A 13,078-nucleotide genomic window follows, 5' to 3' on the forward strand; every position below is an offset into this window, starting at 1 on the left:
ATGACCCTGACTCAGAAAGATCTGATAGACACCATCACCCTGGAACTCGGTGTCAACGGCACGCCAATCAGCAAGACCCAGGTGGATGCCGTGCTCAACCGCCTATCCATCGTTGCAGCCCGCACCCTCAAGGCAGGCAACGACGTTCCGCTGCCGGGCATCGGCAAGCTCAAGGCCGGCAAGCGTGCTGCGCGTAGTGGCCGCAATCCGTCTACCGGCGCGGCCATCGAGATCCCGGCGAAGAACACAGTGAAGTTGGCAGTCGCCAAGCCCCTGGACGAGGCCATCAACCAACTCTAAAGCGAAACCACCCCGGCCAGGCCGGGGCTGGTCTGCCCAGCGCGGTGGCTGGGTACTGATGAGCAGCCGAGGAATCTATGCAGCAACAAGATTGGGACGATTTGAAGGCGCAGATGGCATGCCCTTGGGGCCATATGAAGCTGAAGTGCGACCAGTTCGAGGTCACCCTGGCTCAGGAAACCGACTCGAAAAGCCGTAAATGGATGACCTCCATCTATGTCGACGGCGTGCTCGATGGGAAATGGTTCCAGGCTGAGAATGGCGAACCGCTGCATGAAGAGGCTCGCCGCTTTTTCCGCAAGGTAGAACGGCGCGTCTACAGCGCGAAGAGAGTTGAAGAGTACCGGAAGCTTTTTGGCAAGCGCGAAGCCAACAAGCTGACGGCGGAGCGTTATGTGTACTTCCTTCCGCACTGGAGCAGCTTCAACAGCCTGAAGCGCCACCTGCTCGCCAATAACCAGGCCATCGAACGCATCCGCTGAGCGAAACCTCGCCCACCAGGGCGAAGGTCTGCCGGGCGTGGTTGCCCGGTACTGATGAGCAGCCATAGATGAGCAATAAACAACGAACCGACCGCATCCGCCAGCAGGATGCCAAGCGCCAACAGGCACTGCGCAATCGCCGGGCTGAGAAGCGTGCGCGTGTCGGGGCCGAGGTCATGAAACTGACCACCTACCAGGGCACCCGCGCCGACCTGGAGCTGATGCAACAGGTCGGCGGCTTCGAGGAAGTGGACGAGGTGATCACCTTGGGCATCCGCTACCTGGCCGCAATCGCCCGGCGCCATCCTGATGCCTTTCTGGCGGCCATGGACCCGAGGAATCCGCAATGAACCTTCAGCAACCTGACCTGCGCGCCATGCCCCGAGTGCGTATCGCCAATTACGCACCAGAGAAGCTGTGCACCAAGTGCGCTGAATACTGGCCCGCCGATGGCGAATTCTTCTACACAGCCGGGCAGACCCGCTTGAGTAGCTGGTGCAAGGCTTGCACCAACGAAGTCCGCAATGCCAAACGGCGGGCCAAGCAATGAGTTTGGCCAAGATCCACATCGCCAAGGCCCAGCTGGGTCTGGATGACGACACCTACCGCGCCTTGCTGGCCCGTGTCGCCGGCGTGCGCTCGGCCAAGGATCTAAGCCCGCGCCAGGTCAGCGCCGTGCTGGCGGAATTCGTCCGCCTCGGATTCCAGCCAAAGCCGGCGAAGAAGGCCGGCAGAGCAGTGCCAAAGCCCGCGCCAGATCGGGCGGCGCTGGTTGGTAAGATCGAAGCCTTCCTCGCTGAAGCGAACCGTCCCTGGGCCTACGCTGATGCCATGGCGTTGCGTATGTTCAAGGTCGAGCGGGTAGAATGGCTCGATAGTGGCCAGTTGCAACGCCTGGTCGCCGCCTTTGTTTATGACGCCAAGCGACACGGGAAGCCCACCTAATGGAAATCGACCAGGTCAAAGAGCTGCTGCCAAAGCAACTGCTGGATATCGCGGAGGCCATTGGCCTGCCTGCAGCCCAGCGCCTGGTCGACGAGTTGGGCGGTACCACCTGGCCGGTAGCCAAAGGCGTGCGCCGCCTCGGCATCATCCGGCACGAAGCCTTGAAAGAGGTCATCGGCGAACGCGCTGCCACCATCATGGCGGAGCAATGGGGCAGCGTGCCGCTGTACATTCCCAAGTGCGACGCGGCCATTCGCCGCCTACGTGACCTGGAGATCAATCGCCAGTACGTTCAGGGCGTGCGTGAAGGCGTGTCAGCCAACACCCTCGTGGCCGAGCTCGCGCGCAGCTACAAGCTGAGCGACCGGCGCGTGTGGGAGATCCTGAAGCAGCCATCGCCTGAGGCGACGGGCGATTTGTTCCATTAGGGCTTACGCCACTATTTCGAAGCAAGCAAAACCAGTCTCACCTGAGTGAGGCCTTTTCGTTGCGCAGGGAGTGTCAAACATGGCGATTATGATTTTTTTCATAGTGATCTGGGCGCTGGTGACGCTTAGCGCATTCCGCCGCAAGGCAGGGCCGGTCATTGCTGTAGGTGGCGGATTTATAGTGGGTTGTCTTGCGCTGATTCCCATAGTTGTTGGCGGCAACTACCTTGACGAGAAATATGGTCCAGAAGCCGATCAACAGACCCAGCACTCCCTTGCAGCTCCCGCAACAAACAGCAAAGGACTGGGTATTAATCATGATCAACTGCTTGCCGCTCTCGGTCCGTTTGCGCCGACCCTCAAACCAGCACCGACCACGCCGGATGGCCGCACCCGTCTGGTTGGTAGAACAGGTGGCGACTCAGCAGGCGTTATGGACATATCAGGGGTGGAGCTTCATCAGTCCGTCGAGAAGACAACTCTGAGTATCATTGTTAGCACAGATGATGCTCTGAATAGCGTAAATGCCAACATGCTTGAACGCTTTCTGTCGGTCCTGTTTCCGAGCTGGCCTGAGCGCTCAGAGTGGGCAATCAAGGTTGTCCAGGCCGGCAATAAAGACAGTATGGAGATTGATGGTAAGCGCATAACATTCATTCCAGCCGTCGAAGTACAACTGTTGATGTTTGCGGTCGAGCCTCTCTAACTCACCAAGCCCCGCCACGCGCGGGGCTTCTTGTATCTACTGAACCCCTTCAAGCTCCTTTGACATCCCGCCGCCGCCGAACATGGCGGCATGACCAACCAGCCTACGCATTCACCCCGAACCCCACGCGAGCATGCCGCCGCCATTCTCGCCGAGCCCTCGCGCGAGCAGCGTGCGCGGATGCTCGATGCCGTGCCAGCACAGTGGCGCGACCTGGTGCGCGAGCATGTAACGACTGCCTTCTCCAAACTCCAGACCTACCGCCAGCATCAAGCTGATCGCGCTGGACAGGCTCGACAGAAACCTCCCGCTGCCCCACGTCGCCATTCACCCCTGCCGCGCATATCCGATTTCAAACAGTCAGTGCCCGAGGTAGGCAATGCTCGCTTGGCCGAGCTGCGCGCCTCCCTCGGCAAGAAGGCCAGCGCATGAGCCTGCGTGCCCGTATTGCCGCAGGCACCTTGGTGCTCGCCAGTGGCACGCTGATGGCCTTCCTGGGTACTTGGGAGGGTGCAGACCAGAACCGTGTCTATGCCGACAAGCTGGCCGGTGGTCTGCCCACGGTATGCAAAGGCATCACCCGGCACACCAGCCCCTATCCGCTGGTGGTGGGCGACTACTGGTCCGACGAGCGCTGCGAAGAAATCGAGCGAATGGTGGTCGAGAACGGCCAGCTCGAACTGGCGGACTGCCTGACAAACCCAGACACCCCACAACAGGTATTCGATGCTCTGAGCAGCCATGGCCATAACTTCGGCAACCCACGCACCTGCGCCAGCCGTGCCGTGGGCCTGATCAACGCCGGACGTCTCGCCGAAGGCTGCAAAGCAATCGCCTGGGCTGCTGACGGCAAAACACCTGTATGGGCCTATGCAGGTGGTCGCTTCGTCAGGGGGCTGCACAACCGCCGCCTGGCCGAGGTACGTATGTGTGAGGCGGGGCTATGAGCTGGTTCAGCTACCTACGCCTCTGGTTGCCGCTGGCTCTCGTCGCCGCGCTGGGCCTGTGGGTCAACTACCTGGAACAGGCGGCCTATCAGGACGGCTACAAGCAGGCCCAGGACGAAGGCGAGATCGCACTGCTCGAACTGGAATACAAGTACCTGGGACTGGAGCTGGAGCGTGCTCAGGTTGCCGCCGCCAATGCCAAAACGGCTGCAAAGCGCCTGCAAGACGAGCAAGCACGCAATGACCAGCTGGCCGCGAACCTGGCCGCCGAGCAACGTAAACACCGCCAAGTTACCGACTACCTCACAGAGGAAATAGCCCGTGTCAACGACCTCTATCGGGAAGCGCTCGATGCGCCGCCCAAGCCTCTGCCTGCTTGCGTGTTCACTGCTGGCTTTGTCCGCGTGTGGGACGAAGCCACCGGCGCCCGAGCCCCAATGCTCGCCGCCGCAGATCCCCAGCGAGTTGCTGCGCAAGGCCCCCAAACCCTCGCCGCTGAGCAACTCGATAGCGGCCTCGGCCAACGCGACATCCTCACCCACCACGTTCGCTACGCCGAGCAGTGCCGCAACACCGCCGCACAGCTCGATGCACTGATCGACACCCTACAAGGGCAACCGTAATGCCATTCGATTGGGCACAAATCATCGGCTGGGCCATCTCCCTGCTCAGCATCTTCAGCACCCTTATGTTCGGCCTGGTAAAGCTGCTGCTGAGCCAGTTCGAGAAGCGCCAGGCCGAACGCTTCATTGCCCAGGATAACGCCCGCCAGGCTGCCTCCCGGCAGTGGGAACAGCACTTCGACAAGGTGCTCACGCGCCAGGACAAAGACGCCGAGGCCCTGCAGCAGCTGGAGAAGACCTTTCTGCGCTTCCAGGCCGACCTGCCGGTCAACTACGTGCGCCGCGAAGACTACGTCCGCAACCAGACCGTAATCGAGGCCAAGCTCGATGCCCTGGCTTCCAAGCTCGAACTCATCCAGATCAATGGAGCCCGCCATGATTGATCCCGCCAAAGCCCGTCGCGAGTCGATGCGCTGGTACATCCTGCTCACCCTCAACAACGCCCGCCCTGTAGATCCGCATGAAGCCGTGGTGCTCTCCACCCTGCAAGGCATCTACCCCGACGCCACCGCTCTGGAAGTGCGCCGTGAACTGGACTACCTGGCCGACCGCAGTCTGGTGACGCTGGTCAAGCAGCCGAGCGGTCCGTGGATCTGCGGCCTGACTCACTATGGCGTCGACATTGCCGAGTACACCGTCGACTGCCGGCCTGGCATCGCCCGGCCTGAAAAGTACTGGAGCGCCTGACGTGCCGCCGCGCAGCAAGGTCGCCACGCTCCCCGGTGAGGTCAAGGCATGGCTCGACCAGGCCCTGGCCGAGAACAACTTCAGTGACTACGAGGCCCTCTCCGCAGAGCTGACCGAACGCGGCTTCGCCATCAGCAAGAGCGCGCTGCACCGTTACGGTCAGGGCTTCGAAGAGCGGCTATCAGCCCTGAAGATGGCCAGCGAGCAGGCCCGCGCCGTTGTCGCCGCCGCACCGGACGAGGAAGGCGCCGTCAACGAAGCGCTTATGCGCCTCGTCCAGGAACACCTGTTCAAGCTGTTAATGACCGAAGGCGACCAGATCGACCTGCCCAAGGTGGCCAAGGCCGTGGCCGAACTGGGCCGCGCCTCGGTGGTCCAGGCCAAGTGGAAGTCTGAAGTGCGTACTAAGGCCGAAGCAGCCGCCAGCCAGGTCGAGAAGATAGCCAAGAAAGGTGGCCTCGACGCGACCACCGTGGCCGAGATCCGCCGGGAAATTCTAGGGGTGGCGGGATGAGCTTAGTAATCGCGTATCGAGTAGCTGCTGCGTCGGACTTGTCTCTTAGCGGCAGGTGTGGCTCGGATGCTGGTCTTGCATGCAGGGCAGGTAAGCACTTGGTCTTTCCCGTGCAAGGTCATATACGAGTCATCCTTTTCCAGGCAGTTGCTGCACAGATAGTGGTCCAGTTCTTCAGTTCGATACTCCGCCTTAAGTCTGTACGCCATAAACCCAGTGGCTTCGAACTGATATCGATCATAGCGAGCACGCTTCAGAGCCCGCTCGCCTTTATCAGCAAGCGCCTGCTCCAGCTCAGCGACTCGACCCAGCAGCAACATTTGTTCTTCACTCGCGCGAAGCATTCGCTCCTGCAGATCCATCAACTGGCTGCGAAGGTCGAATACTGCTGCCCTAATCTTCTCGCCATCGCGCAGCTCAAGAATGGTTTTCCCCATCTCACTAGCCGTCTTCGCGCTGGCCAACGCGCCGCTCAACATATCCAGCATTCTGCTGCCCCTTCGCATGTTATTTGGCACAGCGAGCCTACCACCGGAGTGCTCCTGCCATGAATATGCCAGTAGTCTTGGACAACACCGCCGCCCTTGACATCCCCGCCGTCCTGCTCGACTACCAGAAGGACTGGATCGGCCTGCGCTCTCCGCTCAAGGTCGCCGAGAAATCGCGCCGTATCGGCCTTACCTGGGCTGAGGCAGCCGACAACGTTCTGGTCGCCGCCGCCAGCCGTGAGGCCAAGGGGCAGACCGTCTACTACCTCGGCTACAACCAGGACATGACGGTCGAGTACATCCAGGCGTGTGCCATGTGGGCGCGTGCCTTCAACTATGCAGCCGGGGAGATCGAGGAAGGCATCTGGCCGGACGAAGATCCCGACAAGCACATCAAGACGTACACCATCAGCTTCCCGTCAGGCTTTCGGATCACCGCGCTCACCAGCCGCCCTTCCAACCTGCGCGGTCGTCAGGGTGTGGTGGTAATCGATGAGGCAGCGTTCCACCAGGACCTGGCCGAGCTGCTCAAGGCCGCGCTGGCGCTGCTGATCTGGGGTGGCGAGGTGCATGTCATCAGCACCCATGACGGCACCGACAACCCGTTCAATGAGCTGATCGAGGAGATCCGTGCGGGCAAACGCAAGGGTCTTCTGTTCCGCTGCACCTTTCGTGAAGCGGTCGAGCAAGGGCTGTATCAACGAGTTTGCATGCGCAAAGGCATCACATGGACAGCCGAAGAGGAAGCCGCCTGGGTCCAGGATGTCTACGACTTCTATGGCGATGCCGCCGAAGAGGAACTCGACTGTGTACCCAGCCAGGGAGGCGGTGCCTACCTCAGTCTGGCGCTGCTTGAGCAACGATCCAGCCGCGAAGTGCCCGTGCTGCGCCTGGCCTACCCGCAGGGCTATGAGACGATCGCCGAGCACATGCGCCTGGCCGATTCGCTGTCCTGGTGCGAGCGCGAGTTGCTACCCCTGCTGGAAGCCCTGCCCCGCGAGGCTCGCAGCTTCTATGGCATGGACTTTGGTCGCAGTGGTGACCTCTCCGTCATCCTGCCGCTGCTGCAAAGTCAGGACTTGCGCCGCCGCCCGCCGTTCCAGGTCGAGCTGCGCAACGTGCCGTTCAAGCAACAAGAACAGATCCTGTTCTTCATCGTTGATCGTCTGCCCAACTTTCTCGCCGGGGCCAACGATGCCCGAGGCAACGGCCAGGCAATCGCCGAGGCGGCTGCCGTGCGTTACGGGCATACCCGCATCAGCCAGGTCATGCTCACTGAAGGCTGGTACCGGGACAACATGCCGCCGTTCAAGGCCGGCCTCGAAGACGGCACCCTCGACGATCTGCCCGCCGACAAGGACACCATCGACGATTACCGGGCCATCAAGGTCATCAAGGGCATCCCCCGCATCCCCGATAGCCGCACCACTGAAAAAGGCGGCGGCAAGCGCCACGGCGACGCGGCCATTACCGGTGTGCTCGCCTACTTTGCCAGCCGCCACCCCGCCGCTCCCATCGAATACACCCCCGCACCGCCCCGCGCCGACCGCTGGGCCGAGAGCGACGACGATCAACCGGGCACCTGGCAAGGCGCCTGGTAGCTCCATCAGGAACCAATGCCATGGCAATCGTAGACATTCACGGACGCCCCTTCGAGAAGAGCACCCTGCGCGAGCAACAGACTTCGCGCCTCGGTCAACTGCAGCAGGAATTTGCCGATCACCCCTCCAGCGGCCTGACCCCGCCCAGGCTGGCCAGCATTCTCAGAGCTGCCGAACAGGGCGACATCAAGGCCCAGTGCGAACTCTTCCAGGACATGGAAGAAAAGGACGCGCACCTGCTCGCCGAGATCGGCAAGCGCCGTCGCGCACTCACCACCGTCGACTGGTCCGTGGTGCCGCCACGCAACCCTTCAACCGTGGAACAGGCCGAAGCCGATTGGCTGAACGAAGTGCTGCAAGACCTGCCCGACTTCGAAGATCTGCTGTTCGACATGCTCGACGCCATCGGCAAAGGCTTCGCCGGCATAGAGCTGGAATGGGCAATGTACGGGCGTGAATGGCTGCCCAAGGCGTTCAACTATCGCGAGGCATCCTGGTTCCAGCTTGACGCGACCACCCGCACCGAACTGCGCCTGCGCGACGGCAGTGCCGAAGGGGAGCCGCTGCAGCCGTTTGGCTGGATCATGCACCAGCACAAGGCCAAGTCCGGCTATGTAGCGCGCGGTGGTCTGTATCGGGTACTGGCCTGGCCGTACCTGTTTAAAGCCTTCGCCGCGCGCGACCTAGCCGAGTTTCTTGAGATCTACGGGCTGCCGGTACGCCTGGGCAAATACCCCAACGGTGCCACTGCAGACGAGAAAGCCACCCTGCTGCGCGCCGTGGTCAACATCGGCCACAACGCCGCTGGCATCATCCCTGAAGGGATGGCCATCGACTTCAAGGAAGCGGCCAAAGGCACCCACGAGCCGTTCGATTGGATGGTCCAGTGGGCCGAGAAGAGCATGTCCAAGGCCATCCTCGGCGGCACACTCACCAGCCAGGCCGACGGTGCAAGCAGCACCAATGCTTTGGGTAACGTGCACAACGAAGTGCGCCACGACCTGCTCAAGGCCGATGCCAAACAGGTCGCCACAACACTGCGACAGGATCTGCTTTATCCACTCCTGGTCTTGAACAAGGGCGGCGAGCGCGACCCCCGGCGCCTGCCGCGCTTCCAGTTCGACCTGGTCGAAGCGGAGGATCTGGGCACCTACGCCGAAGCACTGCCCAAGCTGGTGAATGCCGGCCTGCAGATCCCGGTCAACTGGGCACACGACAAGCTGCGCATTCCCCTGCCGGGCAAGGGTGACGCCGTGCTTGGCACTGTTCAGCCCGCGCCGGACGGCAAGGCCGCAACTCGTATTGTCGCGCTAAAGGCACAGGCTCAGACAGACCCACTGGATGACCTGGCCGAACAGCTCGCCAATGACTGGCAGCCGGTGGCCGATCTGGTCAGCCCCGTGCAGCAACTGCTCGCCAGCTGCAAGAGCATCGAAGAGTTTCGTGATCGCCTGCCCGAGGTTATCCCCCAGCTGAACGCCGGCCAGCTCGCTGAGTTGATCGCCCAAGGCATGTTCGCCGGCACCCTGGCGGGTCGGACGGGTGCTGTCTGATGATCGAGTTGCAGGCACTGCCGCCAGAAGAGGCTATCGAGTACTTCCGCCAGAAGGGCTACGCCGTTGGCTTCGACTATCGCGACGTCTGGCAGGCGCAGCATCAAGCCGCGTTCACCGTGGCCAAAGCCATGCAGCTGGATCTGCTCCAGGACATCCGCGCCGAGGTCGACCGGGCGCTGGCCGAGGGCACCACGCTGCAGGAGTTTCAAAAGCGGCTGATGCCGACCCTGCAGGCGAAAGGCTGGTGGGGGCGGCAGGATCGGCTGGACCCACTGACCGGCGAAGTACGCGACGTTCAGCTGGGCAGCCCGAGGCGTCTCAAGACCATCTATGACACCAACCTGCGCACCGCCCACAGCGAAGGCCAATGGCAGCGCATCCAGGACCGCAAAGCGGCGTTTCCCTATCTGCAGTACGACGGCGGCAACTCCGAAAACCCACGCCTGCAGCACAGCGCCTGGGACGGCCTGGTGCTGTCGGTTGACGATCCTTTTTGGCAGAGCCATATGCCGGTCAAGGAATGGGGCTGCAAGTGCCGGGTCATCCCCATGACGGCTGGCCAGCTGCAGCGCCAGGGCATCGAGGTCGGCGAGTCGCCCGAGGTGCCGCATGTGCCCTACGTCAACAACCGCACCGGCGAGGTGCAGCAGATCCCGAAGGGCGTCCATCCGGCTTTCCACTATCCACCGGGTGGGCGGCGCGCGAGCCTCAGTCAACACCTGATCGACAAGCTGACGTCTACCCCGGCAGCAATGGCGCGGGCGAGCATCGCCGACCTGGTGGCCGGTCCGGCGTTTGCCGAGTGGTACCGCAAACCTGCCGGAGGCTTTCCCGTTGGGCTGCTGAGCAAGGAAGCTGCAGAAGGTATTGGTGCAACGAGATCAGTCGTCATCCTCACCGAAACGGTGGTGACCGAGCAGCTCGTCAACCAGCCCACCGTAGTCGTCGACGATTACGCCCTGGTGCAGGCCATGCTCGATGGCACCACGCCCAGCCGGCAGGCGGCATCAGCCAGATTGAACACAGTCATGGCGGCGTTCAGACCGGTACCGGTACATCAGGGGATGCGCAATGACCGACATCGCCCTGAGCTGGAACGGTCGCGAAGCCGACATCGCCATCGAGCATGGCGATCTGGTGCTTGATCGTAGCCTGCAGACGCCCGTCATCATCAGCCTGTTTTCCGACCGCCGCGCCCGTGCCGACGACGTGTTGCCAGGCGATGCCCATGACCGTCGTGGCTGGCCGGGTGATGCCTGGCCCAACGTGGCCGGCGACCAGATCGGCTCCCGACTCTGGCTGCTCAGCCGCGAAAAAGAGATTACCGAAACCCTGCGCCGCGCCCGCGACTACGGCAAGGAAAGCATCAGCTGGACGCTGGACGACGGCATCGCCGCACGCACCGAGGTCACCGCCACAGTGCCCCGGCGCGGCTGGCTGCGCCTGCAGGTCGCCGTTCTGCGCCGCGATGGTCGCACCGAAAACCATCAATACGACACCCTGTGGGAGAACCTGTAATGCCGTTCCCTGTGCCCACGCTTGAGCAAACCCGCCAGCAAATCGGCAGCGACATCGAGGCCCACCTGCCCGGTACCGAAGCGCGCACCCGCCGCAGCACGCTTGGCGTCCTCGCCTTCGCCGAGGCCGGTGCCGTGCAGGGCCTGCACGCCCACATCGAGCACCGCTGGCGCAATATGCTGCCGGACGAACTCGCCGATGCCGAAGGCGTCGAGCGCTGGGCGCGTCGCTACAAACTCTGGTATCGCGATCCGGTCGGCGCTGCCGGCCAGGTGCAAGTCTCTGGAGCAATCGGCGCGACCTTGTTGGCCGGAACTGCGCTGCAGTACAGCCAAGACCTGGTCTACACCGTCCGCGAATCCGTCACCCTCACCAGCACGACCGGCTTGGCCACGGTGGACGCACAGACGCTCGGCAGCGCAGGCAACGTGTCTGCCGGCGCTCGGCTCACGCTGCTCAGCCCGGTCAGCGGTATCCAGACCACCGCAATCGTCGCGGTTGACGGTCTGACCGGCGGTGCCGACCTTGAAGCCTTGGAAGGCCTGCGCGCCCGCGTACATCGACGCATGGCAGAGCCTCCCCAGGGCGGCAGCCTGACCGACTACGAAACCTGGGCGCTTGAATCCCACCCCGCTATCACTCGCGCCTGGGCCACCGAGCATGAACAAAGCAGCGGCAGCGTCATAGTCCGTATCGTCTGCGACAACCAGGACGACCCCATTCCCAGCGCCGAAGTGCTTACGGTATGCGCGGCCTACATTGCCGAGCGCCGTCCCGCCGGGCGCCGGTCAGTCTATGTCCTTCCACCAGTGGCTGAGCCGCTGCAGTACCAGATTCGCGCGGTGCCAAACACCGTGCAAGTCCAAGCTGCCATTGAGGCCGAACTGCGCGACCTGCACCGCCGCGAAGCGATCCCAGGAGGCTCCCTGCTGCTGAGCCATATTCGCGAAGCAGTCAGCGTCGCAAATGGCGAGCGCGACAACAGCGTGCTGTACCCGGCGGGCGATGTACTGCTAACGACGGGGCAGATGTCCACCTTCGGGGGTATCACGTGGGCCTGACAGGCGATGACTACGGTCGGCTGCTGAGCCAGCTACTGCCGCCCGGCGCCGCTTGGTCGCAGGACCCGGACAGCACGCTGCAGGCGTTGCTGCGTGCCCTCGGGCAGCCGCTGGCTCGTGCCCACCAACGCGCGGACGACCTCTACCGCGAAGCGGACCCGGCGGAGGCGTTCGAGACACTGACCCGATGGGAAGCAGCGCTCGGCCTGCCCGACGACTGCAGCGTACAGGGCTCGCTCACCGTCCAGGAGCGCGTCAACGCCGTGGTCACCAAGATCATCGGCCTGGGCGGCCAGAGCCGCGCCTACTTCCTCGCACTGGCCGAAGCCATGGGCTACCCCGCCGCCACCATCACCGAATACCACGCTCGCCGCCATGGCCGCGCCCGCATGGGTGAAGCGTACGGCGGCGAGGATTGGGAAGACGTCTGGCAGCTCAACCTGCCCGAGACCCTGATGATCGAGCGCCGCCATGGTCGCTCGGCCATGGGCGAACCCTATCGGGCATGGGGCAACAGCCAGCTCGAATGCGTCATGCAAAAGCGTAAGCCGGCTGGCTCCATACTCTTTTTCAACTACGGAGAAATCTAATGGATTACCCGAAATCAGAGCCTGGCGTGGCCTTGCTCAACGGCAAGTTCACCGACGGCAATCCGCTGCTGGGCGTGCCTGCGTCGCGAGATCCGGCGGGCTGGGCCAACCAAGTCACCGATGAGCTTCTCAACGTCATCCGCAGCGCGGACCTTGTGCCTGCCGAAACCGAAGAAGACCAGCTGCAGCGCGCTATAAACATCCTCATCAGCCGCAAAGTGCCGGACCAGGTCATCAGCGCCATTAACGCATCGGCCTCCCTGGATTCCGACCAAATGGGCCTCCTGCTGATCGATGCCAGCGGGGCAGAGGTTGCCGCCACGCTCCCGCCCAGTAATGCAGCGTTGGGCGTGCGCGACGTCATCGTCCGACGCACCGACAACAGCGGGAATCGATTAACAGTTCGTGCGTCAGACGACGACAAAATCAAGTTCCACACCCACCTGCGCGCCGCCGGCTATCCGTTCCTGGTGCTTATGGGTGCCGGCGATTGGTGGCACCTACGCAGCGACGGCGCGGGCGGCTGGTGGCCGATTGGCCGGCATGACACGACCCCGCTGGGGCGCCCCGTTTTCGAGACCACAACCGTGTTTGCTCCAGGTGGCTACGGAGCGCTGGGCGGCTCGGAACTA

Annotated in this window: 20 protein-coding genes, 2 other RNA genes and 1 pseudogene; 22 read left to right on the forward strand and 1 reads right to left on the reverse strand. The window is 62.8% G+C overall.

What is annotated here, in order from left to right; genetic code table 11:
• The 15 genes from NAV32_RS12270 (at nt 1) to NAV32_RS12340 (ending at nt 5,632) form a co-directional block, all read left to right on the forward strand.
• The gene (locus NAV32_RS12270; protein ID WP_256053089.1) at nt 1–300 is read left to right on the forward strand and encodes an HU family DNA-binding protein; all 300 of its coding nucleotides are present in this window, start codon (nt 1–3) and stop codon (nt 298–300) included.
• Nucleotides 300–372, forward strand: an RNA gene (locus NAV32_RS12275) — hammerhead ribozyme type II. Before NAV32_RS12270 ends, NAV32_RS12275 begins: the two co-directional genes overlap by 1 nt.
• 5 nt (nt 373–377) lie before the next feature.
• A complete protein-coding gene (locus NAV32_RS12280) occupies nt 378–782 on the forward strand; it encodes a hypothetical protein (RefSeq protein WP_256053090.1) in 405 nt (134 codons plus the stop codon).
• An RNA gene (locus NAV32_RS12285) (hammerhead ribozyme type II) lies at nt 781–850 on the forward strand. Before NAV32_RS12280 ends, NAV32_RS12285 begins: the two co-directional genes overlap by 2 nt.
• Nucleotides 851–1,132 carry a hypothetical protein gene (locus NAV32_RS12290; protein ID WP_256053091.1) on the forward strand — a complete coding sequence of 94 codons (282 nt, stop codon included), beginning with the start codon at nt 851–853 and terminating at the stop codon, nt 1,130–1,132.
• Nucleotides 1,129–1,332, forward strand: coding sequence for a hypothetical protein (locus tag NAV32_RS12295; RefSeq protein ID WP_256053092.1), 204 nt, complete (start codon nt 1,129–1,131; stop codon nt 1,330–1,332). Before NAV32_RS12290 ends, NAV32_RS12295 begins: the two co-directional genes overlap by 4 nt.
• On the forward strand, nt 1,329–1,727 hold the full coding sequence (locus NAV32_RS12300) for a gp16 family protein (protein WP_256053093.1): 399 nt from the start codon (nt 1,329–1,331) through the stop codon (nt 1,725–1,727). Before NAV32_RS12295 ends, NAV32_RS12300 begins: the two co-directional genes overlap by 4 nt.
• The gene (locus NAV32_RS12305) at nt 1,727–2,155 is read left to right on the forward strand and encodes a Mor transcription activator family protein (RefSeq protein WP_256053094.1); all 429 of its coding nucleotides are present in this window, start codon (nt 1,727–1,729) and stop codon (nt 2,153–2,155) included. Before NAV32_RS12300 ends, NAV32_RS12305 begins: the two co-directional genes overlap by 1 nt.
• 79 nt (nt 2,156–2,234) lie before the next feature.
• Nucleotides 2,235–2,861: a hypothetical protein gene (locus NAV32_RS12310; protein ID WP_256053095.1), complete on the forward strand. Its 627-nt coding sequence runs from the start codon at nt 2,235–2,237 to the stop codon at nt 2,859–2,861.
• A 90-nt stretch (nt 2,862–2,951) separates the two neighbouring features.
• A complete protein-coding gene (locus NAV32_RS12315) occupies nt 2,952–3,293 on the forward strand; it encodes a hypothetical protein (RefSeq protein ID WP_256053096.1) in 342 nt (113 codons plus the stop codon).
• Entirely contained in the window at nt 3,290–3,808 is a 519-nt protein-coding gene (locus tag NAV32_RS12320; protein ID WP_256053097.1) for a lysozyme, read from the forward strand. Before NAV32_RS12315 ends, NAV32_RS12320 begins: the two co-directional genes overlap by 4 nt.
• Nucleotides 3,805–4,431, forward strand: a complete 627-nt coding sequence (locus tag NAV32_RS12325) for a hypothetical protein (RefSeq protein WP_256053098.1) — start codon at nt 3,805–3,807, stop codon at nt 4,429–4,431. The genes NAV32_RS12320 and NAV32_RS12325 overlap by 4 nt, the downstream gene beginning before the upstream one ends.
• Nucleotides 4,431–4,814, forward strand: a complete 384-nt coding sequence (locus NAV32_RS12330; protein ID WP_256053099.1) for a hypothetical protein — start codon at nt 4,431–4,433, stop codon at nt 4,812–4,814. Before NAV32_RS12325 ends, NAV32_RS12330 begins: the two co-directional genes overlap by 1 nt.
• Nucleotides 4,807–5,118, forward strand: coding sequence for a hypothetical protein (locus NAV32_RS12335; RefSeq protein WP_256053100.1), 312 nt, complete (start codon nt 4,807–4,809; stop codon nt 5,116–5,118). Before NAV32_RS12330 ends, NAV32_RS12335 begins: the two co-directional genes overlap by 8 nt.
• A 1-nt stretch (nt 5,119) precedes the next feature.
• Nucleotides 5,120–5,632, forward strand: coding sequence for a DUF3486 family protein (locus NAV32_RS12340; RefSeq protein WP_256053101.1), 513 nt, complete (start codon nt 5,120–5,122; stop codon nt 5,630–5,632).
• 2 nt (nt 5,633–5,634) lie between these two features.
• Here the strand turns inward: NAV32_RS12340 and NAV32_RS12345 are convergent, their stop codons facing one another.
• Nucleotides 5,635–6,120: a hypothetical protein gene (locus NAV32_RS12345; RefSeq protein WP_256053102.1), complete on the reverse strand. Its 486-nt coding sequence runs from the start codon at nt 6,118–6,120 to the stop codon at nt 5,635–5,637.
• A gap of 59 nt (nt 6,121–6,179) precedes the next feature.
• Here NAV32_RS12345 and NAV32_RS12350 point away from each other — a divergent pair, with 59 nt between their 5' ends.
• The 7 genes and pseudogenes from NAV32_RS12350 to NAV32_RS12380 form a co-directional block, all read left to right on the forward strand.
• Complete coding sequence (locus tag NAV32_RS12350; RefSeq protein ID WP_256053103.1) at nt 6,180–7,721, forward strand: hypothetical protein; 1,542 nt, start codon at nt 6,180–6,182, stop codon at nt 7,719–7,721.
• A gap of 20 nt (nt 7,722–7,741) precedes the next feature.
• The gene (locus NAV32_RS12355) at nt 7,742–9,274 is read left to right on the forward strand and encodes a DUF935 domain-containing protein (protein WP_256053104.1); all 1,533 of its coding nucleotides are present in this window, start codon (nt 7,742–7,744) and stop codon (nt 9,272–9,274) included.
• Entirely contained in the window at nt 9,274–10,422 is a 1,149-nt protein-coding gene (locus NAV32_RS12360) for a phage minor head protein (RefSeq protein WP_256053105.1), read from the forward strand. The genes NAV32_RS12355 and NAV32_RS12360 overlap by 1 nt, the downstream gene beginning before the upstream one ends.
• Nucleotides 10,349–10,795 carry a phage GP46 family protein gene (locus NAV32_RS12365; protein ID WP_256053106.1) on the forward strand — a complete coding sequence of 149 codons (447 nt, stop codon included), beginning with the start codon at nt 10,349–10,351 and terminating at the stop codon, nt 10,793–10,795. Before NAV32_RS12360 ends, NAV32_RS12365 begins: the two co-directional genes overlap by 74 nt.
• Nucleotides 10,795–11,856, forward strand: coding sequence for a baseplate J/gp47 family protein (locus NAV32_RS12370; protein WP_256053107.1), 1,062 nt, complete (start codon nt 10,795–10,797; stop codon nt 11,854–11,856). Before NAV32_RS12365 ends, NAV32_RS12370 begins: the two co-directional genes overlap by 1 nt.
• The gene (locus tag NAV32_RS12375) at nt 11,847–12,446 is read left to right on the forward strand and encodes a YmfQ family protein (protein WP_256053108.1); all 600 of its coding nucleotides are present in this window, start codon (nt 11,847–11,849) and stop codon (nt 12,444–12,446) included. Before NAV32_RS12370 ends, NAV32_RS12375 begins: the two co-directional genes overlap by 10 nt.
• A pseudogene (locus tag NAV32_RS12380) lies at nt 12,446–13,078 on the forward strand (phage tail protein); the annotation flags it as partial. The gene NAV32_RS12375 and the pseudogene NAV32_RS12380, both read left to right, overlap by 1 nt.

It is taken from the genome of Stutzerimonas stutzeri (genome assembly GCF_024448695.1).
GTDB classification, from domain to species: Bacteria; Pseudomonadota; Gammaproteobacteria; order Pseudomonadales; family Pseudomonadaceae; genus Stutzerimonas; species Stutzerimonas stutzeri_T.

Coding starts and splice junctions, on each gene's coding strand:
- NAV32_RS12365 (WP_256053106.1), top strand. CDS start 10,349: ATGACCGACATCGCCCTGAGCTGGAACGGTCGCGAAGCCGACATCGCC.
- NAV32_RS12300 (WP_256053093.1), top strand. CDS start 1,329: ATGAGTTTGGCCAAGATCCACATCGCCAAGGCCCAGCTGGGTCTGGAT.
- NAV32_RS12280 (WP_256053090.1), top strand. CDS start 378: ATGCAGCAACAAGATTGGGACGATTTGAAGGCGCAGATGGCATGCCCT.
- NAV32_RS12305 (WP_256053094.1), top strand. CDS start 1,727: ATGGAAATCGACCAGGTCAAAGAGCTGCTGCCAAAGCAACTGCTGGAT.
- NAV32_RS12295 (WP_256053092.1), top strand. CDS start 1,129: ATGAACCTTCAGCAACCTGACCTGCGCGCCATGCCCCGAGTGCGTATC.
- NAV32_RS12330 (WP_256053099.1), top strand. CDS start 4,431: ATGCCATTCGATTGGGCACAAATCATCGGCTGGGCCATCTCCCTGCTC.
- NAV32_RS12345 (WP_256053102.1), bottom strand. CDS start 6,120: ATGCTGGATATGTTGAGCGGCGCGTTGGCCAGCGCGAAGACGGCTAGT.
- NAV32_RS12290 (WP_256053091.1), top strand. CDS start 851: ATGAGCAATAAACAACGAACCGACCGCATCCGCCAGCAGGATGCCAAG.
- NAV32_RS12325 (WP_256053098.1), top strand. CDS start 3,805: ATGAGCTGGTTCAGCTACCTACGCCTCTGGTTGCCGCTGGCTCTCGTC.
- NAV32_RS12355 (WP_256053104.1), top strand. CDS start 7,742: ATGGCAATCGTAGACATTCACGGACGCCCCTTCGAGAAGAGCACCCTG.
- NAV32_RS12270 (WP_256053089.1), top strand. CDS start 1: ATGACCCTGACTCAGAAAGATCTGATAGACACCATCACCCTGGAACTC.
- NAV32_RS12360 (WP_256053105.1), top strand. CDS start 9,274: ATGATCGAGTTGCAGGCACTGCCGCCAGAAGAGGCTATCGAGTACTTC.
- NAV32_RS12370 (WP_256053107.1), top strand. CDS start 10,795: ATGCCGTTCCCTGTGCCCACGCTTGAGCAAACCCGCCAGCAAATCGGC.
- NAV32_RS12310 (WP_256053095.1), top strand. CDS start 2,235: ATGGCGATTATGATTTTTTTCATAGTGATCTGGGCGCTGGTGACGCTT.
- NAV32_RS12350 (WP_256053103.1), top strand. CDS start 6,180: ATGAATATGCCAGTAGTCTTGGACAACACCGCCGCCCTTGACATCCCC.
- NAV32_RS12320 (WP_256053097.1), top strand. CDS start 3,290: ATGAGCCTGCGTGCCCGTATTGCCGCAGGCACCTTGGTGCTCGCCAGT.
- NAV32_RS12315 (WP_256053096.1), top strand. CDS start 2,952: ATGACCAACCAGCCTACGCATTCACCCCGAACCCCACGCGAGCATGCC.
- NAV32_RS12335 (WP_256053100.1), top strand. CDS start 4,807: ATGATTGATCCCGCCAAAGCCCGTCGCGAGTCGATGCGCTGGTACATC.